General features: G+C 43.1%; 23 protein-coding genes. 15 read left to right on the top strand and 8 right to left on the bottom strand.

Annotated features, from left to right (window positions below; all coding sequences use genetic code 11):
• The first annotated feature begins 90 nt into the window (after nucleotides 1–90).
• Both AC58QT_RS08670 and AC58QT_RS08665 read left to right on the top strand, forming a co-directional pair.
• The gene (locus AC58QT_RS08670; RefSeq protein ID WP_497408549.1) at nucleotides 91–2,286 is read left to right on the top strand and encodes an alpha-galactosidase; all 2,196 of its coding nucleotides are present in this window, start codon (nucleotides 91–93) and stop codon (nucleotides 2,284–2,286) included.
• Nucleotides 2,287–3,126: 840 nt separating this feature from the next.
• The gene (locus AC58QT_RS08665; protein ID WP_497408548.1) at nucleotides 3,127–3,639 is read left to right on the top strand and encodes a DinB family protein; all 513 of its coding nucleotides are present in this window, start codon (nucleotides 3,127–3,129) and stop codon (nucleotides 3,637–3,639) included.
• Between the two features lie 54 nt (nucleotides 3,640–3,693).
• Here the strand turns inward: AC58QT_RS08665 and AC58QT_RS08660 are convergent, their stop codons facing one another.
• Together AC58QT_RS08660 and AC58QT_RS08655 are read right to left on the bottom strand one after the other, a co-directional pair.
• On the bottom strand, nucleotides 3,694–3,921 hold the full coding sequence (locus tag AC58QT_RS08660; RefSeq protein ID WP_028554145.1) for a hypothetical protein: 228 nt from the start codon (nucleotides 3,919–3,921) through the stop codon (nucleotides 3,694–3,696).
• 204 nt (nucleotides 3,922–4,125) lie between these two features.
• Nucleotides 4,126–4,920: an AraC family transcriptional regulator gene (locus AC58QT_RS08655; protein ID WP_497408547.1), complete on the bottom strand. Its 795-nt coding sequence runs from the start codon at nucleotides 4,918–4,920 to the stop codon at nucleotides 4,126–4,128.
• 130 nt (nucleotides 4,921–5,050) lie between these two features.
• Between AC58QT_RS08655 and AC58QT_RS08650 the strand changes: the two genes are divergently transcribed.
• Together AC58QT_RS08650 and AC58QT_RS08645 are read left to right on the top strand one after the other, a co-directional pair.
• The gene (locus tag AC58QT_RS08650) at nucleotides 5,051–5,821 is read left to right on the top strand and encodes a sugar phosphate isomerase/epimerase family protein (protein WP_497408546.1); all 771 of its coding nucleotides are present in this window, start codon (nucleotides 5,051–5,053) and stop codon (nucleotides 5,819–5,821) included.
• Nucleotides 5,822–5,874: 53 nt separating this feature from the next.
• On the top strand, nucleotides 5,875–6,894 hold the full coding sequence (locus AC58QT_RS08645; protein ID WP_497408545.1) for a Gfo/Idh/MocA family protein: 1,020 nt from the start codon (nucleotides 5,875–5,877) through the stop codon (nucleotides 6,892–6,894).
• A 71-nt stretch (nucleotides 6,895–6,965) separates the two neighbouring features.
• Here AC58QT_RS08645 and AC58QT_RS08640 read toward each other — a convergent pair whose 3' ends face one another.
• A complete protein-coding gene (locus AC58QT_RS08640) occupies nucleotides 6,966–9,083 on the bottom strand; it encodes an LTA synthase family protein (RefSeq protein ID WP_497408544.1) in 2,118 nt (705 codons plus the stop codon).
• Nucleotides 9,084–9,293: 210 nt separating this feature from the next.
• Between AC58QT_RS08640 and AC58QT_RS08635 the strand changes: the two genes are divergently transcribed.
• A complete protein-coding gene (locus AC58QT_RS08635) occupies nucleotides 9,294–10,160 on the top strand; it encodes a YitT family protein (RefSeq protein WP_497408861.1) in 867 nt (288 codons plus the stop codon).
• 30 nt (nucleotides 10,161–10,190) lie between these two features.
• On the opposite strand, the gene AC58QT_RS08630 is transcribed toward AC58QT_RS08635, so the two are convergent.
• Both AC58QT_RS08630 and AC58QT_RS08625 read right to left on the bottom strand, forming a co-directional pair.
• Nucleotides 10,191–10,880, bottom strand: a complete 690-nt coding sequence (locus AC58QT_RS08630; RefSeq protein ID WP_497408543.1) for a response regulator transcription factor — start codon at nucleotides 10,878–10,880, stop codon at nucleotides 10,191–10,193.
• 26 nt (nucleotides 10,881–10,906) lie between these two features.
• Entirely contained in the window at nucleotides 10,907–12,256 is a 1,350-nt protein-coding gene (locus tag AC58QT_RS08625; RefSeq protein WP_497408542.1) for a sensor histidine kinase, read from the bottom strand.
• Nucleotides 12,257–12,402: 146 nt separating this feature from the next.
• On the opposite strand from AC58QT_RS08625, the gene AC58QT_RS08620 reads away from it, so the two are divergent.
• Complete coding sequence (locus tag AC58QT_RS08620) at nucleotides 12,403–13,326, top strand: CPBP family intramembrane glutamic endopeptidase (protein WP_497408541.1); 924 nt, start codon at nucleotides 12,403–12,405, stop codon at nucleotides 13,324–13,326.
• Between the two features lie 13 nt (nucleotides 13,327–13,339).
• Nucleotides 13,340–14,317 (top strand): aldose 1-epimerase, encoded by a 978-nt coding sequence (locus AC58QT_RS08615; protein ID WP_497408540.1) that lies wholly within the window; start codon nucleotides 13,340–13,342, stop codon nucleotides 14,315–14,317.
• Between the two features lies 1 nt (nucleotide 14,318).
• Here the strand turns inward: AC58QT_RS08615 and AC58QT_RS08610 are convergent, their stop codons facing one another.
• The 3 genes from AC58QT_RS08610 to AC58QT_RS08600 form a co-directional block, all read right to left on the bottom strand.
• Nucleotides 14,319–14,699, bottom strand: coding sequence for a YmaF family protein (locus AC58QT_RS08610; RefSeq protein ID WP_497408539.1), 381 nt, complete (start codon nucleotides 14,697–14,699; stop codon nucleotides 14,319–14,321).
• A 57-nt stretch (nucleotides 14,700–14,756) separates the two neighbouring features.
• Entirely contained in the window at nucleotides 14,757–16,850 is a 2,094-nt protein-coding gene (locus tag AC58QT_RS08605) for an LTA synthase family protein (RefSeq protein WP_497408538.1), read from the bottom strand.
• Nucleotides 16,851–16,925: 75 nt separating this feature from the next.
• Nucleotides 16,926–17,567 carry a DsbA family oxidoreductase gene (locus AC58QT_RS08600; RefSeq protein ID WP_497408537.1) on the bottom strand — a complete coding sequence of 214 codons (642 nt, stop codon included), beginning with the start codon at nucleotides 17,565–17,567 and terminating at the stop codon, nucleotides 16,926–16,928.
• A 548-nt stretch (nucleotides 17,568–18,115) separates the two neighbouring features.
• Between AC58QT_RS08600 and AC58QT_RS08595 the strand changes: the two genes are divergently transcribed.
• The 8 genes from AC58QT_RS08595 (at nucleotide 18,116) to AC58QT_RS08560 (ending at nucleotide 25,429) form a co-directional block, all read left to right on the top strand.
• A complete protein-coding gene (locus AC58QT_RS08595) occupies nucleotides 18,116–18,700 on the top strand; it encodes a transposase (RefSeq protein WP_497408536.1) in 585 nt (194 codons plus the stop codon).
• A gap of 91 nt (nucleotides 18,701–18,791) precedes the next feature.
• Nucleotides 18,792–19,016, top strand: coding sequence for a membrane protein insertion efficiency factor YidD (gene yidD, locus AC58QT_RS08590; RefSeq protein ID WP_310223216.1), 225 nt, complete (start codon nucleotides 18,792–18,794; stop codon nucleotides 19,014–19,016).
• Between the two features lie 406 nt (nucleotides 19,017–19,422).
• Nucleotides 19,423–21,426 (top strand): methionine--tRNA ligase, encoded by a 2,004-nt coding sequence (gene metG, locus AC58QT_RS08585; RefSeq protein ID WP_497408535.1) that lies wholly within the window; start codon nucleotides 19,423–19,425, stop codon nucleotides 21,424–21,426.
• 120 nt (nucleotides 21,427–21,546) lie between these two features.
• The gene (locus tag AC58QT_RS08580; RefSeq protein WP_497408534.1) at nucleotides 21,547–21,969 is read left to right on the top strand and encodes a hypothetical protein; all 423 of its coding nucleotides are present in this window, start codon (nucleotides 21,547–21,549) and stop codon (nucleotides 21,967–21,969) included.
• Between the two features lie 171 nt (nucleotides 21,970–22,140).
• The gene (locus AC58QT_RS08575; protein WP_497408533.1) at nucleotides 22,141–23,055 is read left to right on the top strand and encodes a metal ABC transporter substrate-binding protein; all 915 of its coding nucleotides are present in this window, start codon (nucleotides 22,141–22,143) and stop codon (nucleotides 23,053–23,055) included.
• Between the two features lie 23 nt (nucleotides 23,056–23,078).
• Nucleotides 23,079–23,858, top strand: a complete 780-nt coding sequence (locus AC58QT_RS08570; RefSeq protein ID WP_497408532.1) for a metal ABC transporter ATP-binding protein — start codon at nucleotides 23,079–23,081, stop codon at nucleotides 23,856–23,858.
• Between the two features lie 53 nt (nucleotides 23,859–23,911).
• Nucleotides 23,912–24,712 carry a metal ABC transporter permease gene (locus AC58QT_RS08565; protein WP_310223227.1) on the top strand — a complete coding sequence of 267 codons (801 nt, stop codon included), beginning with the start codon at nucleotides 23,912–23,914 and terminating at the stop codon, nucleotides 24,710–24,712.
• A 3-nt stretch (nucleotides 24,713–24,715) separates the two neighbouring features.
• Nucleotides 24,716–25,429, top strand: a complete 714-nt coding sequence (locus tag AC58QT_RS08560; protein WP_497408531.1) for a cytochrome c biogenesis CcdA family protein — start codon at nucleotides 24,716–24,718, stop codon at nucleotides 25,427–25,429.
• Nucleotides 25,430–25,438: the final 9 nt, after the last annotated feature.

Here is a 25,438-nt window from a genome sequence, read left to right as displayed (position 1 = left end):
GTAAAACGACATTCCTCCATATGTAGGTGTAGTTTCTCCATAGTTTTGTTTCTCGTTGGATATGATAATAGACGATAGGAGGGATTATTAATGACCATTTCATTTGAAGCAGCACAAGGGATATTTCATTTAAACAATTCGTATATGAGCTATGTAATTCAACTGATTAACAATGCCTATCCAGCCCATGTTTATTGGGGACGCCCTATTCGAACGGGTCAACTTGGTAACGTGATTCAATATAAGGAACGTGCTTCTTTCAGTCCGAATCCCGTAAAAGAGAATAGAAAAATCTCCTTTGATACCCTACCACAGGAGTATCCAGCGTATGGGACAAGCGATTTCCGCGAGCCTGCTTATCAAGTGGCGCTGCCTAATGGCTCGACGATTACTGAGCTTATTTACGACAAGCATCGCATCGTGAAAGGAAAGCCAGTGTTAGACGGATTGCCTTCAACCTATGTAGAAGATGAACATGAAGCGGAAACGCTAGAAATTGAGCTTGTTGACAAAGTAGCGGGCTTACGCGCAATTCTGTCGTATACGATTTTTGCCAATCATGCGGCAATTACACGTTCCGTCCGTTTCGTAAACGAGGGCACAGCTGATCTCAGGTTGCTGCGTGCTTTAAGTATGAGCGTAGATTATTCTCATGCTGATTGGGATCTACTGCAGCTTTCAGGTAGTTGGGCACGTGAGCGTCACATCGAAAAGAGAGCTTTAGCTCCAGGCAAATTGACCGTCGAAAGCAGACGTGGGTCAAGCAGTCATTCGCATAACCCGTTTGTCGCTTTGCTTGCCAAGGATGCCAATGAAGACTATGGCGATGTGTATGGCTTTAATCTCGTCTATAGCGGTAACTTTGCGGCTTACGCGGAAGTGGACCCGTTTGCTACGGCACGTGTATCCATGGGAATCAATCCTTTCGATTTCAGCTGGCTGCTAGAACCAGGACAATACTTCCAAACACCTGAGGCTGTAATGGTCTATTCTGCTCAGGGGATTGGTGAGATGTCGAGATCCTATCATCGCCTGTATCGTACACGACTTTGCCGCGGTGAGTTCCGTGATCAAGTACGCCCCGTCCTGGTTAACAACTGGGAGGCGACATATTTCGATTTTAACGCGGATAAAATTGAGAGCATCGCTCGTGCAGGGAAAGAACTTGGAATTGAACTCTTCGTACTTGATGATGGTTGGTTTGGCAAAAGAAATGATGACACGACTTCACTCGGAGACTGGGTTGTTGATAAGGCCAAGCTCCCAGGCGGTCTTGAAGATTTGGTAGAGCGAGTTAACAAGCTTGGGCTTGAATTTGGATTATGGTTTGAGCCTGAAATGGTATCGCCAGAGAGTGAGTTATACCGCAAACATCCTGATTGGTGTTTACATGTACCGGATCGTCGACGGACCGAAGGTCGTGGGCAGCTCATCCTTGATTTTTCACGTGAAGAAGTATGTGAAGGCGTGACGTCCATGCTGCGCAACATACTTAGCAGTGCGCCGATTACGTATGTCAAATGGGATATGAATCGCAATATGACTGAAATTGGCTCAGCGGCATTACCGCCAGAACGCCAACGTGAAACAGCTCATCGTTATATGCTAGGTCTTTATCGCGTAATGGAAGCTATCACTACCGAATATCCACATATCTTGTTTGAGAGCTGCTCAGGCGGCGGCGGTCGTTTCGATCCTGGTATGTTGCATTACATGCCGCAAACGTGGACGAGCGATAATACCGATGCCGTGTGCCGTTTAAAAATCCAATACGGAACTAGCATCGTGTACCCGGTTAGCTCCATGGGCGCGCATGTATCTGCCGTGCCGAATCATCAAGTTCATCGCATGACGTCCTTGGAAACCCGTGGCCATGTGGCTATGTCTGGTAACTTCGGATATGAGCTTGATCTAACGAAGTTCACCGATGAAGAGAAAGAACTTGTCAAACGACAAGTTGCCGACTACAAACAAATCCGGCCTCTTGTCCAATTTGGGGATATGTATCGCCTGCAGAGCCCGTTCGAGGGGAACGACACCGCGTGGATGATTGTCTCCGAGGACAAGACACAAGCCATGGTCGTCTTCGTCCGTGTGCTTGCTGAACCGTATGCGCCGCTGAAGACTTTGCGGCTCAAAGGACTCAACCCTGCCTTCGATTATCATATCGAAGGGTCGGAAGGGCTGTTCCCCGGCGATCATTTGTTATACGCCGGTCTGCCTGTCGCTGGTCTACATGGCGACTTTGAAAGCAAAATCTGGCTGCTTGAGGCCAAGCAGCAGTAAACATAGTTACCCATTTCCCATGTTAGGGAAATGGGTTTTTCAATTCTCACTTTGTTTATCAAATCGATGTCATTGAAGGCGACTTGCTCCCCTTTTTCTCGGTTTGGGAGAGTGGTGGAATTTTTAAGTGCGTTTGGGGCAGGGGCATCCTTCTGCGAAACTAATTTTCTGTGATATCTACAACATGCGCTTTATTGTACCTTTTGAAGTTGCTGCTCAAAAGATTCAATTCTCACTTTGTTTATCAAATCGATATCATTGAAGGCGGACTTGCTTCCCTTTTTCTCGGTTTGGGAGAGTGGTGGAATTTTTAAGTGCGTTTTGGGTCAGGGGGCATCCTTCAGCGAACTAATTTTCTGTGATAACTACAACACCTTTTAACAGAGTAGTAACATAGTGGATTGAGAATAGAGAGGTTACAGGTTAGTGAAGTAAGAAGCGAGTATTGCGTATTGCGTATTGCGTATTGCGTATTGCGTATTGTGTGGTGAGTGGTTAGTGGGAGCGAGGACAGATGAGCAGTTACTAGTTACTAGTTATAAGCTAAGAATCGGGTCTACATTGCGGAGTTGTGAGTTTTCAATGGCTGGTGTTTATACGTGTAGATACCACAGAAAATTAGTCTATAAGAAATAGGCGGTGGGGGAGCAAAGTCATACTCAGGCGAACTTACATGGGAATGGTGGGTGTGGATTAGGTCTTACTGTTTGTGATTATTCTTGCAGATACCACAGAAAATCTTTTCAGCGAAATAGGCGTGGCTAGCAAGAGCGAGGATATTGCGATATGATAGAGAAATTCATACCAACATTTGTTCAATAGAAAGGAGACGATTCAAGCATGCTGCAGAGACCTAGTCATGACGAATATTCATCCTATTATACGGGGTATATTGGATTGGTACCCGATGGTGATTATGTATCCATTTTGAACAGTCAAGAAAAAGCCCTTGTAACGTTATTTTCACAATTAACAGAGGAACAGGCCTTATCTCGGTATGCCCCTGGCAAATGGAGTTTGAAGGAGGTTCTGGCTCATATCTCGGATACGGAACGCATCATGAGTTACAGGTTATTACGCATTGCCCGCGGGGATACAACGGATTTACCAGGATTTGATCAGGATATTTTCATTGCGAATACAACGTTTGATGAAGTAGATTTAGTGGATTTGATAAAGGATTTCCAAGCAGTACGACAGGCTACGTTAGCCCTTTTGCCTACGATCACGGAGTCAGCTTGGACTCGTCGCGGAACAGCGAATACGTTCGCTATTTCTGCCCGTGCTATCGCATATGTCATTGCTGGGCATGCGCAGCATCATCTTCATGTTGTAGAGAAGAATTACTTGTAAAACAGAACAGAAAAAAGCCTGAAATCCCTGACTAGGGGTTTCAGGCTTTTTCGATTAGTACAGAGATAGTGCCAGCGAGTCACGTTCATTCAAGGAATGAAGGATCGCTTCGCATCCGACAATCTCGATAGAGATGATTGAATCCAGACATTTCTTGAGTGTTGCTCTACCTTTGGTTACTTTGGCCTCAAGTGCTGACTTCAGTAAATTGAATTTCTTTTTATTTTTCTCATCGGAGTATACGGGCACAGGTTTGTTATGAATCGTTATAAACATTTTCATGAGTTCCACCATCCTAAGAATTGGATATAGTACTAGCATATCGGATTATTATTAATAGAACCTTAAAATAGTTTTACAATTTTAAGACAAATAAGAAGATTGCTATGTATTTCGTATATAGATAATACGATTTAGCGGCAGAATTTGTTTCATACAATGGTAAGGAATATTGAATATTGTGTGAATTTAATCAAATAATCTGTATTAGGTATGATGCATATTTTGTCGATACGTTTTGGGGGAGGTCCCGAAGCGTTGCTTAAAAGCTCGATGAAAGTAGGGATAGGAGCCAAAGCCGCAGCTTAGCGCGATTTGTTCTAAGGACATGGAACTATCATGCATGCGCTCCACGGCACTAGATAAGCGAACTTCTGTTGCGTACTGGATCATTGTTTTACCAAAATATTCTTTGAACAAATGAACGGCTCGGGAGATACTAAGTCCAACATGGTCTGCAACATCTTCGATTTTGAATACAGCGGTGGCATGTGCCTCAATAAATCGTTTCATGCGAGTGCCTGTAAATGGACGTCCTTGCACCGTTTCTGTTGCAGCACGTTCGAGATATAGGCATAAGGCTTGAAGTAAGTAGCCGCTTAATTCAGGATTCTCGTCTTCCATTCTGCGCTTTTCTAGGCTTAATTGCCGCCAAAGGGAGATTAATCTGGGATCGATATCAATGCGCATGCAGGTTGGTTTATTGTTGCGTTTCCACCAATCATCAATCCATTCCCCTTTACAAAACAAGTAGTAGTCACCGCTGGCAATTTTATTTTCATTCGGAGTTAGTTGGTTACCGATGCGCAGCTCGTAGGGATCGCCAGGTTTAAAGAGCAGCAAGTGACCAGCTTCTATTGAAATCATGTGGCCGTCGACAAGCGCTTCGCTGGTACCTTCTGTTTGTAATCGAAAAAGATAAGATTGAAGTCCGGATTTGGTACTCACGTAAAACGGGTCCATGTGAAAAGAATACCCACAAACTAATAGTTCAGCATTCATGTAGTTTCGCCTTTCGTAGCCAAATAAGAGATGTTTTAATTATATCGTGAATGGTCATAATAGGCTAATCTCGCTATACTTAGGTCAAGGTTATTATTATCGATTTCACTATGAGAAAAGAGGAGAACAAATGGGACGTTTAGGAATTGGTCTTCAATTGTACACATTGAGAGATGATATGGCACGTGATATGGAAGGTACGCTACGCCATGTTGCGAAGTTAGGATATGAAGGCGTTGAGTTTGCTGGCTATTATGATATGCCTGCTGATCAGCTTAAGGGTCTTCTTGATGAGCTTGGATTGAAAGCTTTCGGAAGCCATGTTAGCTTGCAAAGATTCCGTGATAATTTCCAAGGTGAGATCGATTATTTGAAAACAATCGGTGCAAAATACGCAATCTGCCCTTATGTTGGTGCGGAAGAGCGTGAGTCCGTGGACCAATGGAAAGCACTAATTGCTGAGTGCCAGGCACTTGCAGTTGAGACGCAAAAACAAGGCTTGCAGTTCCTTTATCACAACCACGATTTCGAATTCCATTACAAAGTGGATAATGAGTTTGTTTTTGACGCGATGTATGCCAATAATGAGGCTATTAAAGTTGAAATGGACGTATGTTGGGTTCAATTCGCAGGACAAGATCCACTTGCGTACATTGCCAAATATGCAGGACGTCTGCCTTTAGTGCATTTCAAGGATTTTACGAAGGATGCTGAGGGTAAACTCGTTACTTTGGAGTTGGGCTTAGGCGATGTTCCATTAGATAAAGTTATCGTAGCGGCTGAACAAGCTGGTGTTGAGTGGCTAGTCGTTGAACAAGATCATTGCCAAAAAGCACCATTAACTAGTATTGAAAATAGCTTTAACTGGGTTAAAGAGCATTACTTAAATGTTCATAACTAATTCTACTAATTTCATTCCTATTTATATTTATAAGTCGAAGGAGTTTTCATCTCATGAGTAAAATTAAAGTAGCCGTTATTGGCTGTGGTTCTATTGCTAAACATAGACATATTCCGGAATATGCAGCAAATGCTAATGTTGAGTTAGTTGCATTCGTAGATCCAATTATCGAGAGAGCTGAGCACTACGCACAGCTGCATGGCGGCAAAGCATATAGCAACTATGTTGAAATGTTAAAAGCAGAAAAAGTTGACGCAGTTAGCGTATGCACACCAAACTACCTTCACGCTGAAATGACCATTGCCGCGGCTAACGCAGGTGCACATGTGCTTGTTGAGAAGCCAATGGCTACAACGGCTGCAGAAGCCGAAGCGATGATTGAAGCTACGAAGAAAAATGGCGTTTTCTTGATGGTTGGTCACAACCAACGTTTAATGCCTCCGCACGTGAAAGCGAAAGAAATTTTGGAATCAGGTAAACTGGGGAAAGTTCTTACTTTCCGTACATCTTTCGGTCATCCAGGTCCTGAAGGTTGGAGCATTGATGGTCGTGAGAGCTGGTTCTTCCGTAAGGAAGAAGCAATTATGGGCGCAATGGGTGATTTAGGCGTTCATAAGTCAGATCTTATCCGTTGGTTGCTTGACGATGAAGTTGCTCAAGTCGCAGCTTTCGTAGGTACGCTTCATAAAGAAGGTACAGACGTAGATGATAACGCAACTTGTTTGCTTCGTATGAAAAGCGGAGCTACAGGTTCCTTGGTAGCAAGCTGGACTTACTACAAAGGTCAAGACAACTCCACTGTTCTATGGTGTGAGAATGGTGTTATCAAAATCGATACAGACCCTAACGATCAAGTGATCGTTGAACTTCGTAACGGTACGGTTGAGCGTTACAAAGTAGGTCAAGTAGCAACGAATGAGAAACAAACATCCAGCGGAGTTGTCGCTGAGTTCGTTACTAGCATTCAAGATAACAAACCACCTCGTATTTCCGGCGAAGAAGGCTACCAAGCATTGAAAGTGATTCTGGGGGCATTTGAATCCGAAGCTACTGGTAAAATTATTAATCTTTAATTGATAGGATAGACAAAGAAGCTCACCCCTTACGGGGTGAGCTTCTTTGCATGCTGCCAGATCGTAGTGTATTAACGTCCACCGATATCAATCGAAACGGAGTTGGACTTGCCTACAATGGTTTCTTTGGAATCTTTCACCTGAACTTGAATGTCCCAAAGGCCAGTTTTGAGTAGAGTTCCTTCCACCAATGCTGTAGCCGTATGCTCATCTTTCCAAGTCGTAGGTAATGCTTTCCCATTTAAGGTCACATATCCGAGTGGGGGAAGGTTATTTCCTGAAACCGTCAGTGTAATGGATGAACGACCGGAAATATCTTGTGAATCTGCTTCAACTTTTTCTAAGCTTATAGGTCCGAAACCGAGCATGTATTTAGGATCGATAATCGGTGTCAAATAATTTTTGTAAGCATGACGGTCTCCGAAAAGAATATCATATTGCAAGGTTTCGTAGTTTTTCAAATCATCTTCCTTAATGTTCATTTCAGCAAAATGATCTTTAGGAGGAATGACCGGATACTTTTTAGCTAGTTCCGTTAAGAAGTTCGTGTAATAATTACCTTGTTGCTTAGATAGCCCGATCAAATAAGGCCCTAAGAAGGAAGGACTAATATTTAAATTATCTTTGCTCTCATGGTCAAAGTTATTCCAGACGACAAGCGGGACACTATACATCTTTTTCAGGAAATCAGGGTCATCTTTGCCGCTGATATATTTCGTATCAATATAAGTAGCATAATCATCCCCAAGCGCTGGAAGATGGTCTCCCCAGAAAGCAATAATCGTTGGCTCGCCTTTTTTCTCGTAATATTCCACTAATTCCTTCAACATATTATCTGCCCCATTAATACCTTGTGCAAGTGTTTCGAGCATCCCAATCGAGGATTGAGAAAAGTTGCCCGTTACATCGAAGGTATTTTTAGGGAACTTGCCAGGGAAGTAATGAAAGTGATTCTCCATCGTATTCGCAAAAACGAAATCAGATCCTGCGCTTTGCTCAGTTGCATGTATAATGTTAGCAGCAACTTCACTATCCGCGATATAAGGTCCGGAATACGTCGGTTTAAAATATTCAATTGGAATATACTTCGAAAAGCCGAAATCCTGATAGATTTTATTACTATTAAAATACCAATTATAGAAAGGACTTATTGCAGTAGACGTATAGCCTTGACGTGCATAAATACTTGCTAATGAATCGACTTCATTTGAAATATATTGATTGTAGGCAATGGAGCCTTGTGGTAGGAAACGCATCGAGTTCCCCGTTAACACCTCGAATTCAACATTAGCAGTTCCACCGCCATATTGTGGTGAAAGCATCGTTCCGCTCGTTCCTGTCCTTTGTAGCTTGTGAAAGAATGGAATCGGATCTTTACTGAACTTAGCGCCGGGAATAATGGTGGGATCCCAGAATGATTCACTTAAAATGACAATAACGTTTGGTTTTATTGGTGGTGTAGTTGAATCACCAGCTTTAATAGGTGGTGTCGGTGACGCATTCACGATGGCTTCAACAGCTTTATCATCGTAGCCTTCTCGCTTATCAGAGAACATGGCTTTGGTATTCAACACGGTTGCTAGGGCATACCCATTTGTTTGGGTGTTTTGCACTTGATTCCAGACAGCGGCTTCAATGCCGAACCACTTCTGAACGGGGAGCGGTAAATCTGTGTATACTGCCAAAAACATAAGTAAACCTATGCCAGCAAGAATTCCTCGTTCTTTTAACGCGACTTTTTTAATAAACATGGTTGTACGGTAGAGGATGAAGTAACTTCCTACAAGAAATAGGAGAATGACTGATAATACATTAAATGTCAAAATGTTAGATAAGTATTTCACCATATCGGAAGCTTCGCCCGCTACAACTAAGTCCCAAGGCGTCAGAGGCACGCCTAAAATTTTGAGCTTTACCCCGCTAATGAGCGCAAGGATGATAAGAAACCCCGAAATCACCCAGTAGGCTATTTTCGTTCGGCCAATGATTGCAATGAATATCAAAAGAAGACTTACCACAATCCATTCATTAAAAAAAAGCTCGAGAACATGTTTATAACTCCATGTCATCATCTCCATATAATTGCCGCGACTCAAAATCTCCATGATCAGTACAGGTATTACTGCAAGTAAAAGAAGCGGCAATCTCGGCCGAATAACCAATAGTAAACGTTCAATGTGTTGTTTCATAGATTCTCCTGTACAAATATAAGTTAAAAGTCCTTGAACATCTGATATTATATCATGCATTTCGACATTATTCGATGGTATCTCTATGAAAAATAGATAGATTGCAGGAAAATGGTGGTTATATCAAGAATACTTAAATCAATAAATAAGGTAGGAGGGGACTCGATTATGGCATCAAAACAACAATTGCAACTAAAGAGAGAAGCCGTTATGCAACTTCAACATCGTAAAATGACAAAAAGTGCGTTTTTTCGCCGTGGATTGTTCTTATTCATTGGTGCGGTTTTAATGTCTGTTGGATTAGAAATCTTTCTGGTACCTAATCGAATCATTGATGGGGGCATCACAGGGATTTCGATCATTTTATCTTATTTGACGCAAGTGCCGATCGGTGTGTTCTTGCTGCTATTAAATATTCCTTTCTTGTTTGTCGGTTATAAATTGATTGGTAAAACGTTTGCTTTATCTACACTCTTCGCTATCTTTATCATGTCAATAGGAACTGCCTTGCTGCATCCCGTAAAGGAGCTTACCAACGATCCGTTGTTAGCCGCGGTGTTCGGTGGCATTATTCTAGGCATTGGTGTGGGAATGGTTATCCGTTTTGGGGGATCCTTAGATGGCACAGAAATCGTTGCGATTCTAGTCTCGAAAAAGATACCATTCTCGGTTGGCGAGATCGTTATGTTTTTTAACTTATTCATTCTTGGTAGTGCAGGGTTTGTCTACACGTGGGATCGTGCCATGTACTCGTTAATTGCTTATTTCATCGCTTACAAAATGATTGATGTTACGATTGAAGGCTTCGACGAGTCGAAGTCCGTATGGATTATTAGCGACAGCTTCAGAGAAATTGGTGAAGCCATTCTGGATCGCTTGGGTCGTGGCGTTACCTACTTAGAAGGAGAAGGAGGCTTCTCCGGCGACAATAAGAAGGTGATCTTCTGTGTGATTACGCGGCTAGAAGAAGCCAAGCTGAAATCCATTGTCGATGGACTGGATCCCAAAGCTTTTCTCGCCGTAGGCAATATCCATGATGTAAAAGGCGGTAGATTCAAGAAGCGAGATATCCACTAGAGGGAAGTGGGATTTCTCCTTCTTCTCTTCCTACTCTTTATCTTTTTTCGTAGGACCACGCTCAAAGAAACCTAGATTTCTTAACTGCTGAGCGGCATCCTTGCTGCTCGGACTCCCTAACTTTTTCAGAATATGTCCCACATGGATTTTCACCGTTCGCAATGAAATAAAAAACCGATTGGCAATCTCCGTTTGGGTATGTCCTTGGTCAATCATATCAAGCACTTGAAGCTCGGTTGGGGTAATGAGATCACGAACTTCTTTGATCTTGAATTGCTGCTCCAGCCGCTTCAGTCTGCGGAACTCCTCACGCATCTGCTCTGCCACTGCTGCATTTATTGTGGATTGGCGTGCATGTGCCGCGCGAATGATACCTGGGAGCTCCTCGAATCGTGATTTGATTTGGTAGTCGATGGCCCCGGCTTGGAAGGATCGGAAGATGAAATCTTTCTCCTCCATCGAGGTCAACATAATAACCTTCGCTCCCCAAGATAAAAAGGCTTGCTCCGCCAGTCCGATGCCTGCAGGTTCATTTTGCAGCATAATATCCATAAGTACGACATCTGCCGAAGGTGCGGATTGTTGAAATAAGGCTTGCGCTTCCTCTGCAGTAGATCTGCTCTCCACGACAGTCAAATCCCCTTGCCGGTTCAAATAGTCAGTAAGACCGCGCAGCCAATCCAGATCATCTTCAACAATCAGTATACGAATCGCTTCCATGTGATATCTTCCCCTCTACTAGTCCTTTATCTCTGTCCAGGGAACGTTAGGTAGACACTTGTGCCTTTACCAGGTTCGCTACTAATTTCCAAGCTTCCTCCGTGTTTTTTCATAACACTGTAGCAGTAAGCAAGCCCCAGACCAAAGTTGTTCCGTTTGCTGCTTTTGGTGGTGAAGAATGGTTCCACAGCTTGTTTGAGCACAGTTTTTTCCATTCCGATCCCCGTGTCTTTGATTTCGAGAACGATATTTTTTTTATTCATAAAAGCTTTAATCGATAGTTGTCCGCCAGTCTCCATCGCTTCAATCGCATTCATCAGGATGTTCGTTAAGGTTTCTGTAACTTGTATCTGATCAAGGCGAAGTTCAAGATTATCAGGCAGATCTAGCTGAACTTGAATCTTTCCTAAGTAGCCTTCAAGAGGCTCCATGACTTCAATAATCAGTTGGCGTACATCCACTTGAGAAACGCGCAGAGGAAGCTCTTGCGTTTGTTCATGCACCCGACTAATCATATCTTGAATGTGTCTAGATGCGTTCATTACAACGTGTATATCTTGAATAAGTTCGGTTTGCCCAGTTTCAATGGCGTGATGTTTCATTTTTTCTAAAAATAGCCGCATTTTCCCTACATCATTTTTGATGGCATGATTAAGAATAGCTGTACCTGACGTGATGGCGCGGAGGGTGGAATCTAGTTTACGACGTTCAATAAGCAGTCGAATTCCAAGAAATCCGTATTTGAAAAAGGTGAATACAAAGAATGGCACAACAAACGCTAGAATCCACACGTGATAAATCCACAAACGATAAAAACCAAAGCTAGGCATGACATAGTTGAGAACGCCGACACAAAGTATTGGCGGAAGCAAGGCAAGGCAGGTGAACAAATGTGTCCTTTTCATCGCTGGCAATTGCTCTTTTTTGAGGACAATCAACAAAGAACCAATTAGGATATAGGGGAATGCCCAAATTGCCACGACACGGAAATCGATTGGCATTTCTTCGGTGTAACCAGGTAGTAAAATCAAACAAGCGATTGGTGGTATAAGTAATCCTAGCGGCAGCCAAGTTCGCAGGAGAGGCTTTTGCCAAGTGGAGTGATAGGCTACAGCTAGCATCGCAAAAGAATACGGCAAGCCATAATAGGAAAGCAATGAGCAGTAGCTCATAACACGATAAAAGAACGCGCTAAGTGACGGATTGGGTGCTGTGAGTTGGAAATATGGCAAGATATCTGCGGAAATGACGGCAGCTAAGGCACCCGATCCGCCAGTAAATGCAACTGCGCTCATCCATCGCATGGTGCGCGAAGTGGGGTCCACGATCAGCAAGCCTGATGCAATGAACCAAAGAGCAAATAAGACAAAAAGCATGTGTTCCTCCATCGTAGCGTCTGTTTGATAGTCCTATTGTGGCATGGCGTAATCGTTTGCACAAGAGTTTCCTTTGAAGCAAATGGGAGGATTTGGGAGAGGTTTCACGAATAGAAATGGAATGAGAGGAGTGAAAAGTTATTGAAATGAAGAAGCGAAAGTCGTTTCCTATCCTTCATATTGTGGGCAAAGTTCTATTAACCCTTATTTTCATCATTGTCATAACGGTCATACTATCGATTGCTGCTGCTGTGATAGCTGTCCGATTAAATCCGGATCTCATGATCAGTCTGGAGGCTGTTACCAGCGATCCCTTTTTTATAAAAGGATCATTATGGGCACAAATTGTAGGTTTTGTTAGCGGAGTTTATCTTTCTTTCTATTTCTTTGAGAGGAAAAAAGGCTGGTCATTAGGTCTGCATACCTTGCAATTTGGTCGCCGTTTAAGTGAAGGCTTCGTTTGGGGTGTTGCTCTGATTACCATTAGCAGCATGGGGATATGGCTGTTCGGTGGCATTCGAATCGTGAACATGGATCTGAGCTTGACGAAGGCATATGCGATTGGGGGAAGTTTTTTACTTTTTATTGGCGTGGCGCTTAATGAGGAGCTTTTTGCACGCGGTTATTTACAAGGTATCGTGAAACATCGCTTTGGTCCAAAGGTTGCGGTCGGCGTATCGACGATTGTATTTGCCTTGCTGCATAGTTTTAATCCAGGTATGTGGGGGACGCCATTTCCATTTATCAATATCTTGTTAGCTGGACTTTTGATGGGCTTATGCCGTGAGTTTACGGGGAGTCTATGGATGCCAATAGGACTGCATTTAGCTTGGAATTTCATGCAAGGCTGTGTATTTGGATTTGACGTATCGGGCATTCCCATGACGTCCTTCATAACGACAGAAACCGAAGGTGCACTGGTTGTATCTGGTGGAGCTTTTGGGGCAGAGGGAAGTCTAATCACAAGCGTTATTCTTGTACTTGGCATCATAATGATTTATAACTATTATCAAACCCGCATGCGGTTTAACAAAACAATTCAAATTAGCAAACATCACAATTTGCCATAAGGAGGATTTACCATTGAGTCAGTATGAACTTATACATAGTGAGTGGGAAGGGGAGTCGACGCTCAAACTCGTCGACCATCAAGCAGAGGCCGTGGCCGAGATTATTCCGGCCGTCGGTTTCCACCTGTTCCGCTTCGACGTGCGGAACGAGAGCTACATCGCGAAGCCCGACGACTTGTCGGAGCTTCGCGTCAATTCTTCGCGCTACGGCGTGCCCATTCTGTTCCCGCCGGGGCGCGTCAACAACGCGGCCTTCACCTTCGGTGGCCGCGAATACCGGCTCCCGATGAACAGGGAGCCTCATCACGCCCACGGCCAGCTGCGCGAGCGGCCGTGGAAGGTCGTCGCCAGCGGCGCGGACGCGGCTGGCGGGGCTTATGTCTCCGCGGAGTTTGACATCGCGGAGACGCCGGACATGCTGGCGTATTTTCCACACGCCGCATGCTTCCGCTTTACGTACCGTCTGAAGGACGGTACGCTGTCGCTCAGCGGTGAAATTGCCAACCGTGGCGGCGAGACCATGCCGCTGTCGCTTGGCTTTCACCCGTACTTCGCGTTCGCGGAGGGCGAAGCAGACCGCGTGCGGGTAACCATTCCCGCGGCGGCAGAATGGCCGCTGACCGCGGGTGGGTTTGCGGCAGGTGTACCTGTGCCGACAGCACTCACAGCGGCCTTGCAGAAGGGCGAGACGGTGTCGGCGCTACCTGTGTATCCGGGTGGCTCACAGATGCTCAGCATCGCTCCTGGGCCGCAAGTATGTGAGATCGCCTATGAGGCACGAGGGACGAAGCTTATCTTCGAGATGGGAGATAAATTTCCGATTCACGTACTATTCACTGCGCCATGGACGAATGCAGTTTCACTGGAACCATACACTAGCATCATGAACGTGTTCAATGAAACATTCCCAGCTGAACTATCAGGTGCGCAAGAACTTCAGCCAGGAGCTGCTTTCACCTTCAATTGGGCCATTCATATTCAAAAGATATAAGTCACCAGGGTTCATAACCAAATCCCGGGGACGAAAAGCCCTGATAAGAATGCTGGTGCAACTGCTTTATAAGCCCTTCCATTTGAGCAGATTTCACTAGATTACCACTTCTGCTCGTGTTATAAAGATTTTGGTCCAAGAGACCTTGCAGTAAATGAATATGATTCCCATTTGCTAATGCAATAGGTGGTCCTGTGAGACCATAGAATGCATGGTAATGCCCGTACTTAATGCCAGAAATACCTTGGTATTGATGAACGTGCTGGTCGTATGACGTACCGTTCACGTTGAAGGTGTACAGCCGCAAAAGATGGTGGTGCCCCAGTTCTTCCGAAGTCACGGTCGTGAAGAAGTGAACATGAGCGGGTGGAATGATGATCACTGCATAAAAGCCCCCTAAGCGTAGGATATCCTTCATCCTATTCATAGGGGGCTTTTGTCATGACGATGGGAGTGGATATAGATTGGATTGACCAATCTTCATCTTTTTATCATCATACACACGTACTTCAACTTGATGAGGTTTACCTGCTTCTAGAGCAGGATTCGTTGTTAAATCAACATAAAGTGTATCTTTACCATCAAAATTAGATTTCATTTCCGTCCCGTCAATATACACATTACATGAAGAAAAGAAGGGAGACCCTGTCACCAGAATTTTATTCTCAGCCTTAGTGACCTTACTAATCACTGGATCACCGTATCCAAGCGTATAAGCAGGTTGAACGATCGTGTCCTTGTAGCCTTTAGCTTCATAGCCATATCGGCCTCCAAAGAGGTTATCATACTGCAGCTTCTGGTAGCCTACAAGATCACTTTCTTGAATATGATATGTCGACCACATGTCTTGCGGAGGAATGACAGGGATTTTCTTGGATAACTCATACAAATAATCCGTATAATAGCTGCCCTTTATACCTGCCAAATGCAGCAGCATTGGTCCCAAAAAAGAGGGGCTTGATTTCAGATCCAACTTCTCTTGATCGGATGGCACAAAATTATTCCAGATCACAAACGGCGTGTAATGCGTCTTTGTATAGAGATCAGGATCGTTAGGAAGCACATATTTGGCATCGCGGTATACTTTATAATCTTCTTCAAAAAACGGAAAGTGGTCTCCAAAAAATAAAATGATCGTCGGCTCTGACTTTTTCGAATAATAATCAACTAGGGATTGCAGGGCCTGATCAGTTGCAGTGATGCCTTGCGCATAAGTTTCTAGAATGCTCTTCGATTCTGCTGATATATCACCCGTAACCTGAATCGTATTTTTGCTGAACTTTCCAGGAGGATAAGGGTGGTGATTTTCCATTGTGTTGGCAAAAACGAAATCAGGCCCACTGCTTTTTTCAGTTTCCTCAATAATTTTGTTCACAACAGCATGATCCGCATAATTCGGTCCTGAGAAATCATTTGGGAAATACTCACTTGAAATAAATCTCGAAAAACCGAAATGCTTATACACCTTTCTACTATCGAAAAAATAACTAAAGAATGGGTTTATCGCTGTTGCTGTATAGCCTTGCCTTGTTGTAATGCTCGCCAAGGAATCTACTCCGTGATTCATATATTCGATATAAGGAATGATCTTATCCGGTGATTTCCCGAAAAATCGCATTGAATTCCCCGAAAGCACCTCAAATTCAACATTAGCTGTACTCCCGCCGAATTGTGGAGATAACATTTGACCGCCAGTGAATTTTTTCTGAAGCTCATGCAAATGCGGAATCGGATCGCGGCTGAATGTTACGTTTTTCATCGTTGTCGGGTCGAAAAAAGATTCACCCAACAAAACGATTATATTCGGTTTTTTATCACTCGCAGCTGGTTTATCCGGGATCTGATCTATTAAAGCAGTGACTGCTTTTTTACTATAGCCATCAGGCTTCTTCACGTTAAGAAAGTTAAGCATCTGGACCGATGAGTACAGATAACCATTCTCGTCATACGTAATCGTTTGATCCCAAGGTACTGTATACATCCCATAAAGTTTTGTGAACGAAATTGGTTTATCCATATACAAACTGGTTGCCATGACAAGCGCGATTACACCGTAAATAGTGCGTTCAATCCAGTTAAACCGGATCTTATGCTTACGCAAAACAAGATGAAACAAAATTCCCACAACCATGATAAACAGCAACGTATAACCAATAATCCGGTTATTTAAATAACCATTTAAAAACTTCTTATACTCCATAAGCTGATTATTAAAATAAAGATCCCATGGATAGTAGGGCGAACCAATCGCTTTTAACTTACTGCCGCTAATCGCGCCGAGAGGTAATAAAACAGCACTCAAGAGCCAGAATGAGAGCCGAGTGCGCCCCGTCACCGCAATAAGTAACAAATACAAAGCCCCAACAACAAAATAAGCAAGCACCATAGCAAAAGGATAAGTAGTGATCCAATGATGCAGCTCTTTGTAGGAGCCCCTTTCCAAAAATTCAACCATAATCATCAAAATGAAAGGAAGAATTACAATCATTATGCGAGTAGGCACCTGCTTGAGCACCTTAAGTAAAGTAGACATCCGTAAAACTCCTTTGATTAGCTTATAAAAACCCGACTCTCCAAATGGAGATGCCGGGCGATAGGCAATCTTCGATCATGCTTCGTTCTTGCTTTCAGCACTAATTTGTTCCAAAGCTTGAAGAAACGTTGTTGCAGGTTGGGCACCGGTTAATGCATATTTACGGTTAACAACGAAGAAAGGAACACCTGTTACACCAGCTTGGCTGGCAAATTCAAGGTCATCTTCAACCTCTTCCAAGCCTTCCTTAGCGACTAAACGGAGGCGTGTTTGCTGCGGATCCATGCCTAGGCGACCTGCAACTTCTAGCAGGAAGTCCACATCACCGATATCTTTTCCATCTTCAAAATAAGCTTTGAACAGCTCGTCAACAAGCTCCTTTTTGACGTCGTTAGGAGCAATAGCAATAAGCTGGTGCGCCTTTAAAGTGTTTGGCATTTTGGCAACTTTCGAAAAATCAAAATGTAATCCCGATGCTTGTCCAGCCTGCGTTACTTGTTGAAGCATTGCTTGCAGTTTATCTTCATCCGCACGAAACTTAGTACGCATGAGCTTCTCAAAATCCACACCTTTTGCAGGTGTGGAAGGATCAAGTTGATAAGCCCGATAATGAATCTCCACAGGTTCAGTAGTGAAGTTTTGTAAAGCATCCATCAAATTCTTCTTCCCAATGCGGCACCAAGGACACACTAAGTCTTGAAATATCTCAATTCTCATCTCGAATAAACTCCTTCAATCCAAAATAAAAGTAAATAATGTCCAAATTGCTCAATTCATCCCCATTCAACATTATAACCTAAACCTGTTCAATGTCACTACGAGCGGTCCCAACCCAACGCAACGCAACCCACCCCTAACTCTATCAGTATATAAATTCATAATTTTCAAAATTTACATTATATTCCAATTTAGTTGGTGTACATCGTGAAACCCTACTTTCTGTGACATCTACAAGTCGCGCATGTTGGAAACATTTACTTCCCTTTTTCTCAAATTACTTAAAACAAGACTACCTTGTTCTTAAGGGGGGAATCCTCCAAGAATAATCAAGCACATGAAAATTGTTACAATGTTTGTTTTGACATTTGGACAATTTCAGCTCTAGAGAACCGACTTGTATATATCACAGATTTTGATGCAGAAAGTAATAGTGGCTCTGATATGATATGGATAATAATTCTAAAAATAACAATAATTTATTTACAACAGAACGTATGTTTGATATAATTAAAACAGAACATAGGTTCTGAGTGAGGGGTGAAAAAATGAAATTTGAATCCATCGTAAATGAAGCATCAGCTTGTCATACGGAAGTAGAATGTGAAGAGCTTCTCATGAAAATACGATGGTCAGATGGATTTCACTGCCCGCGGTGCGATTACCATGAAGCTTTTCAAATACAAACACGCCGATTATTAGAGTGCAAAGAGTGCAGAATGCAAATTTCGACTACAGCCGGCACGATTATGCATAAATCTAAATTACCCTTGTTAACGTGGTTCAGAGCAATTCAGATGCTGTTTGAACTTGGAGCGGAAGTTACCGCGTATGCTCTATCCGCAACTTTACAAATTAACTATAGAAGTGCGAAGCTGCTACTCCAGAAGATTTCTTATGCACTCCAAGTTGAAGAAAATCGATTACTGGCTTTTCGTAAGCTAAAAGCTGCGCGATCTGAAGCGGTGAAGCCTAAGATTTCTGTTCCGAACGTTAAAGTTAATATACGGAATCAATTTGAGTTCACAACTTATTTAGCTTCTAGAATATCTGAAATAAATAGGAAGTTAGTATTGAAGTCCTTGGTGTCGATTCATTTATATACGACGTTTTTAAAGTGTTTTCAGTTATGAAGGAATAAGGAAGGGCTGCATTTGACGTGTTTCCTATTTTCAGGCAAGATAGTTAGTGAAACTATTTTACTTAAGAATTAGGAGATTATAGATGAAGCGGGTACTTCTTGCACCCATCCATTTTTATCGTAAGTTTATTTCCCCACTGAAGCCTCCTACATGTCGATTTTATCCAACGTGTTCACAATATGCGCTTGAGGCAATTGAAGTACACGGGCCTATGAAAGGTTCTTGGTTATCCGCAAAACGAATTTGCAAATGCCATCCTTTTCATCCAGGTGGTGTGGACCATGTGCCTGTGAAGAAGAAAAATTAATTTAGAGAAATCTGTCCGCTTGACATGCGACTCTTTTTTTCGATATATTGTGCTTAAAGATGCTAAATATTGTTGATTTCGATGAACGGATAAGTACATTCAGATACCTATGAACAGAGAGCCGGGTGAGGTGAAAGCCGGTATAGGAACATGTTTGGAATATGGTCCCGGAGAATAGACCTTCGAGCTACTCGGTACATGTGTGTTTTGTACATCTCACACCCATGATGCGGAGAGTAAGCTGGTCTCGTGTCCCAGCGTTAATGGGCAAGTCGTAATAGACTTACTGAGCCCCGAGCTTGTGAAAGGCGGGGGAACCTGGGTGGTACCGCGTGAGTTCAACTCTCGTCCCAAGATGGATGAGGGTTTTTTGTGTTTTCTATTAATAGTTATGGAGGAATGGATCATGTCTGAACAATCCAAAACGTTTTACATTACCACGCCGATTTATTACCCGAGTGATAAGCTTCATATTGGTCATGCGTATTCAACGGTTGCTGGTGATGCCATGGCTCGATACAAACGTTTGCAAGGTTATGATGTTAGATATTTAACGGGTACAGACGAGCATGGACAAAAAATTGAACGTAAAGCACAAGAAAAAGGTACAACGCCACAAGCTTTTGTTGATAATATCGTGTCCGGCATAAAAGAGCTATGGGCGAAACTTGATATTTCCTATGATGATTTTATCCGTACAACGGAGGATCGTCATAAAGATGCAGTTGCTAAGATTTTTCAACGATTACTTGATCAGGGAGATATATATTTAGGGGAGTATGAAGGTTGGTATTGTATTCCGGATGAATCGTTTTTTCTTGAGAGTAAATTAGTTGATGGGAAATGTCCGGATTGTGGTCGTCCTGTAGAGAAGATGAAGGAACAAACGTATTTCTTCCGGATGAGCAAGTATGCAGATAGACTCGTTCAGTATTATGAAGAAAACCATGACTTCATTCAACCGGAATCACGGAAGAATGAAATGCTCAATAACTTTATAAAGCCAGGTTTAGAGGATTTGGCTGTTTCACGAACGACGTTTGATTGGGGTATTAAGGTTCCTGGTGATCCGAAACATGTCATTTATGTTTGGATCGATGCGCTTTCCAATTATATTACTGCACTTGGCTATGGGTCAGATGATGAGTCAATTTTTAAAAGATACTGGCCGGCAGATGTTCACTTGATGAGTAAAGAAATTGTTCGTTTCCATACGATTTATTGGCCAATTATGTTGATGGCGTTAGATTTGCCATTACCTAAAAAGGTGTTTGCGCATGGGTGGCTGCTCATGAAGGATGGCAAAATGTCCAAATCCAAAGGGAATGTTGTAGATCCTGTAACGCTTATTGACCGATATGGTTTGGATGCGCTTCGCTATTACCTGATGAGAGAAGTGCCATTTGGAGCTGACGGCACGTTTACGCCAGAGAGTTTCGTGGAACGTGTGAATCATGATCTGGCTAATGATTTGGGCAATTTGTTGAATCGTACGATTGTGATGATCGATAAGTATTTTGCTGGTAATATCCCAGCTTATGTCCCTGGGGCTACTGAGTTTGATGAAAGTCTTCTGGAGACGGTTCGTACGACAGTATCGAAGTACGAAGAATCGATGGAGAAGATGGAGTTCTCCATCGCGCTTTCCGCGGTGTGGCAGTTGATCAGCCGCACAAATAAATATATCGACGAAACGCAGCCGTGGTCGATGGTGAAAGATGAAGCCAAGCGCGATACGCTAGGCTCCGTCATGTATGTGCTGGCTGAATCTCAGCGCATCTCATCTGTACTTCTTCGTCCATTTTTGACGAAGACGCCAGAAATGATCTGGGCGCAGCTTGGCCTAGCTAGCGAGGATTTGCCGCGCCTGACTGCGTGGGAGAGCGTTCAGACCTTCGGGCATCTTCCTACCGGCACCAAGGTGCAAAAGGGAGAGCCCATGTTCCCAAGACTCGACGTAGCGGCAGAAGTCGCCTATATCGTCGAGGCAATGGGCGGCGGTGCTGCTGAAAGCACCGAGGAGCCTAAAGCGCCAGCAGCTGCCGTGGCTGCTGCGAGTGCAACTGTGCCCGCGCCGGAGCCCAAAGAAGAAATCGGCATCGACGATTTCGCTAAGGTGGAGCTGCGCGTTGCACAAGTGATCTCGGCGGAGCCTGTGAAAGGCGCCGACAAGCTTCTCAAGCTGCAGCTCGATCTCGGCTACGAGCAGCGTCAAGTCGTTTCCGGCATTGCGAAGTTCTACTCGCCGGAAGATCTTGCAGGACGCAAAGTTATTTGCGTCACGAACTTGAAGCCCGCCAAGCTGCGCGGCGAGCTGTCGCAAGGGATGATTCTCGCCGCTTCACATGGTGATCAGCTTACACTTGCGACCGTTCCGGATTCCATGCCGAACGGTGCAATTGTCAAATAATAGCCCCAACGCATAAGAATGACCCTTTCCCTTCATTTTAGGGAAGGGGTCATTTGTGGTTGAGGGTATTTTTATAAACTAAGGGCAAGCTAAAGGAAACTAACCCACGGAGTGAATGAGATGCTTATACGACGTATAGGAAAAGGGATAACTTTAGCAATATTGATCATCACTTTGACTGCTTGTTCGTTATTCGGTGGAGGCGCGAAGAAAAAGGAAGAAGAGAAGAAAGAGGCTGAAGCTAAAAGTAAAGAAAGTGTGATTGATCAAGAACTGAAAAAACAGTATCAGATGTATAATGAAGTCATCGAATACCAAAAAGCGCAAGATGTGAAACTCATCAAGGAATCGGAAGAGCGTTATAAAAAGTTAAAAGAACAGGCAGATAAGCCAACAAAAGGTAGCGGCGAGGAAAAGCAGAAAGCCAAGGAAGCTAAAAAAGAACAAGATGGCTCAGATGATTCAGGCTCAACAAACGACGATTCTCAAGGTTCTGATGAATCGAGTGGTTCAGGGGATTCTGGGAGCACTGAAGAGGAATAACACAAGCTAGGTCTTGTATAAAATCATAGTCAATTTAGAAATGGCCATGCTGTGAACAATGCAGCAGGCTTTTTTGACTTTCCTTTCTAGATATATTGACTTAGATAAACTCACCTCGTATAATCAAAACGTTAATAAAAAAAATTACGATTTAGAGTGGGTGTTAGTATCATGAAAAAACATGCTAAGCATTTTATCTACATAGTTTTATTGGTGATCGTTGCTTGTTGCATCGCGGGATGTAGTAGCTCGAAGCAGGGATTAGTAGAAGGTAAAGTGAACGTGGTAACTAGTTTTTATCCTTTGTATGATTTCACGAAGCAAATTGGCGGCGATTATGTCAATGTTATTAATCTTGTCCCTGCGGGTGTTGAACCACATGATTGGTCCCCCAAGAGCAGAGATATCAAAAATATGTCGGGTGCTCAAATCTTTGTCTACCAAGGTGCAGGTTTTGAAGGTTGGGTGAAAGATTTTCTTGGAAGCCTTTCAAGTCAAGCGACAGTTCGTGTTGTGGAAGCGAGTCAAGGTGCTAATTTGATCACAACGGATGATAATAAAAAAGAATTTGACCCACATGCCTGGTTAAGCCCGTTAAATGCACAGAAAATGGCTAATAATATTAAAACAGCTTTAATTGAAGCGGACCCTGCGCATAAAGAAGCGTATGAGAAAAACTATCAAGCTTATAGTGCTAAACTATCAGAATTAGATGGGAGATTTAAAAAGGAACTTTCTCAAACGGCTAAAAAAGAAATTGCTGTATCTCACCATGCATTTGCATATCTATGTAGAGACTACGGCTTGACTCAAATGTCTATCATGGGTTTATCACCAGAGGCCGAGCCAACGGCACAGGATCTAAAGCAAATCAATGCCTTTATAAGAGATCATAATCTCAAGTATATTTTCTTTGAAGAGCTCGTATCGGATAAGTTGGCAAAGACGTTAGCGAAAGATGCAAAGGTCGGTACGCTAGTACTTAATCCGCTTGAGGGTCTTACGAAAGAACAGCAAGAAGCGGGAGAAGATTATATCTCGATTATGGACAAAAATTTGAAAAATCTAGTCCTCGCTTTACAATAATTAGTTAGTCAGGAGTAACCCAGATGGAGATTAATAAAAGTATGTTATGCCATCAGAAGATCGTTTCAATCGATCAAGTTTCATTTGCCTACGAAAATAAGACCGTGATTAACAATCTTCAATTTGATGTGTCTGAACGTGATTTTGTTGGCGTGATTGGTTCCAATGGCGCTGGTAAAACGACACTTCTGAAAATGCTGGTTGGCTTGTTGAAACCAACAAGTGGTGAAATCCGTTTGTTTGACCGGCCTTTGAGTCAATTCAAGGACTGGGAGCGGATCGGCTACGTTCCACAAAAGAATGCCTTTAATCCATTATTCCCTGCGACTGTAAGGGAAGTCGTGCTTTCTGGCATGTATACGAAGAAAAACGTGTATCGCCGATTATCCAAAGCTGATCAGCAAAAAGCAGAAGACGCGATGCTGGCTATGCGCATTGAGGATTTAGCTGACCGGCGTATAGGTCAGCTCTCAGGTGGTCAACAACAGCGAGCCTTCTTAGCTCGTGCTATCGTGAACAATCCTGAGCTGCTCATCCTAGATGAGCCTACGGTAGGGATTGATGCTGAAACGCAGATCGGTTTCTTTCGAATGATTAAACATATGCATCAACATCATCATATGACCTTCATTATGGTATCTCATGATATGGACATGATTCAGTCATATCTGGGAACAGAGCCCAAACAATTAAGTGGCGGCATCAAGTTTTATGTGAAACATACCCATGATCCCGAGGATTGCCGTGAGACGAATTTAACGCATTCACTCGGCCAGATTCGAGAGATGATCGGAGTTCAGTAAGGTTATGCTTACGAAGTCAGTTTTCCTTTGGAAAACTTTAAGGAGCGGACAATTTGGACATATTTACAGAGTATTTTTTTCAACGTGCATTAATTGGTGGGATATTGATTGGGCTAACAGCGCCATTAATGGGCGTTTTTCTTGTTCTAAGACGGTTATCTATGATTGGGGACACGCTCGCACATGTTTCAATCGCTGGTGTAGCATTAGGCTTTTTAATCAATGTGTACCCTTTAGGGGTAGGACTTGTCTTTGCTTTACTTGCCTCATTTGCTATTGAGCGACTGCGCAAGGCTTATAAAACCTATGCAGAGCTATCCATAGCCATTATCATGTCTGGCGGCGTCGCGCTGGCTACGCTTCTTTTTACCTTAGGCAAAGGCTTTAATATGAATGTAATGAGTTACTTGTTCGGCAGCATCTATACGCTTGATTCCACGGATTTATGGGTGGTCTTAGTGGTTTGTGTGCTGGTTATCGGTGTCATTGCTTTTCATTTCAAAGAGTTTTTCTTGATGTTTTTTGACGAGGATGCAGCGAGTGTAAGTGGACTTCCTTTGAAGTTTTATAATATGATGATTACGATGCTGACGGCGCTTGTTATTTCTGTTGCAATCAAAATTGTAGGAGCACTATTAGTGTCTTCGTTGTTAACGATTCCGGTTGCATGCAGTTTATTACTTGCTCGTAGTTTCAAACATTCCGTTTTCTTAGCGATTTTGTTCTCTGAAATTGCCGTAATCGTTGGTCTAGTTGTTGCTGGGGTATGGGATCTAGCACCAGGAGGGACGGTTGTACTGAGCCTCATCGCTATTTTAATAGGGATTATCTTAAAAAGAGGATTGAGGATATAAAGCATGGATTCCGTAAATGTATGGATCGCCCTTTGGGCGGGAATAGCTTCTTTCATTTCACCTTGTTGTTTGCCGTTATACCCATCGTTCTTATCCTACATAACAGGTATTTCTGTCAGTGAATTGAAGTCAGGGAGAACTACTGCACAAGTTAGACGTCAAACGATGCTGCACACGTTAAGTTTTATTGTGGGGTTCTCAATCATTTTTTACGCACTAGGGTTGACTGCAGGCTTTGTTGGCAGCTTCTTCATTGACTATCGTGACTTGCTTCGCCAAATCGCTGCCCTTTTAATATTCGTAATGGGACTTTTTTTACTCGGTATTTTTCAACCGCAATGGTTAATGAAAGAACGCAAATTGTCGATTAAATTTCGTCCAGCCGGCTATGTGGGCTCAGTCTTTGTAGGGATGGGCTTTGCTGCCGGCTGGTCTCCTTGCGTTGGTCCAATTCTTTCAGCTATTCTTGCTTTAGCGGCAACAGAACCAGGAACGTGGGTTCAACTAACCACAGCCTATTCACTTGGATTTGCAATTCCTTTCTTCGTTCTTTCCTTTTTCATCGGTTCAACCAAATGGATTCTACGTTACTCTAACCTGCTGATGAAAATCGGTGGCGGGTTGATGATCGTTATCGCTATTCTTCTCTATAGTGGTAAAATGACACAAATTACACTTTGGTTGAATTCCATAACACCGGATTTCTTGAAATTTTAAGAAGTTAAG

Source organism: Paenibacillus sp. J31R109, assembly GCF_059692055.1.
The sequence above is the reverse complement of the archived record's forward strand: the minus strand, read 5'-3'. Positions and strand labels throughout refer to the sequence as shown.

What these genes read in the sequence shown, in the direction of transcription:
- AC58QT_RS08670 (WP_497408549.1), top strand. Translation starts at nt 91, where the DNA reads ATGACCATTTCATTTGAAGCAGCACAAGGGATATTTCATTTAAACAAT.
- AC58QT_RS08665 (WP_497408548.1), top strand. Translation starts at nt 3,127, where the DNA reads ATGCTGCAGAGACCTAGTCATGACGAATATTCATCCTATTATACGGGG.
- AC58QT_RS08660 (WP_028554145.1), bottom strand. Translation starts at nt 3,921, where the DNA reads ATGAAAATGTTTATAACGATTCATAACAAACCTGTGCCCGTATACTCC.
- AC58QT_RS08655 (WP_497408547.1), bottom strand. Translation starts at nt 4,920, where the DNA reads ATGAATGCTGAACTATTAGTTTGTGGGTATTCTTTTCACATGGACCCG.
- AC58QT_RS08650 (WP_497408546.1), top strand. Translation starts at nt 5,051, where the DNA reads ATGGGACGTTTAGGAATTGGTCTTCAATTGTACACATTGAGAGATGAT.
- AC58QT_RS08645 (WP_497408545.1), top strand. Translation starts at nt 5,875, where the DNA reads ATGAGTAAAATTAAAGTAGCCGTTATTGGCTGTGGTTCTATTGCTAAA.
- AC58QT_RS08640 (WP_497408544.1), bottom strand. Translation starts at nt 9,083, where the DNA reads ATGAAACAACACATTGAACGTTTACTATTGGTTATTCGGCCGAGATTG.
- AC58QT_RS08635 (WP_497408861.1), top strand. Translation starts at nt 9,294, where the DNA reads ATGCAACTTCAACATCGTAAAATGACAAAAAGTGCGTTTTTTCGCCGT.
- AC58QT_RS08630 (WP_497408543.1), bottom strand. Translation starts at nt 10,880, where the DNA reads ATGGAAGCGATTCGTATACTGATTGTTGAAGATGATCTGGATTGGCTG.
- AC58QT_RS08625 (WP_497408542.1), bottom strand. Translation starts at nt 12,256, where the DNA reads ATGCTTTTTGTCTTATTTGCTCTTTGGTTCATTGCATCAGGCTTGCTG.
- AC58QT_RS08620 (WP_497408541.1), top strand. Translation starts at nt 12,403, where the DNA reads ATGAAGAAGCGAAAGTCGTTTCCTATCCTTCATATTGTGGGCAAAGTT.
- AC58QT_RS08605 (WP_497408538.1), bottom strand. Translation starts at nt 16,850, where the DNA reads ATGTCTACTTTACTTAAGGTGCTCAAGCAGGTGCCTACTCGCATAATG.
- AC58QT_RS08600 (WP_497408537.1), bottom strand. Translation starts at nt 17,567, where the DNA reads ATGAGAATTGAGATATTTCAAGACTTAGTGTGTCCTTGGTGCCGCATT.
- AC58QT_RS08595 (WP_497408536.1), top strand. Translation starts at nt 18,116, where the DNA reads ATGAAATTTGAATCCATCGTAAATGAAGCATCAGCTTGTCATACGGAA.
- yidD (WP_310223216.1), top strand. Translation starts at nt 18,792, where the DNA reads ATGAAGCGGGTACTTCTTGCACCCATCCATTTTTATCGTAAGTTTATT.
- metG (WP_497408535.1), top strand. Translation starts at nt 19,423, where the DNA reads ATGTCTGAACAATCCAAAACGTTTTACATTACCACGCCGATTTATTAC.
- AC58QT_RS08580 (WP_497408534.1), top strand. Translation starts at nt 21,547, where the DNA reads ATGCTTATACGACGTATAGGAAAAGGGATAACTTTAGCAATATTGATC.
- AC58QT_RS08575 (WP_497408533.1), top strand. Translation starts at nt 22,141, where the DNA reads ATGAAAAAACATGCTAAGCATTTTATCTACATAGTTTTATTGGTGATC.
- AC58QT_RS08570 (WP_497408532.1), top strand. Translation starts at nt 23,079, where the DNA reads ATGGAGATTAATAAAAGTATGTTATGCCATCAGAAGATCGTTTCAATC.
- AC58QT_RS08560 (WP_497408531.1), top strand. Translation starts at nt 24,716, where the DNA reads ATGGATTCCGTAAATGTATGGATCGCCCTTTGGGCGGGAATAGCTTCT.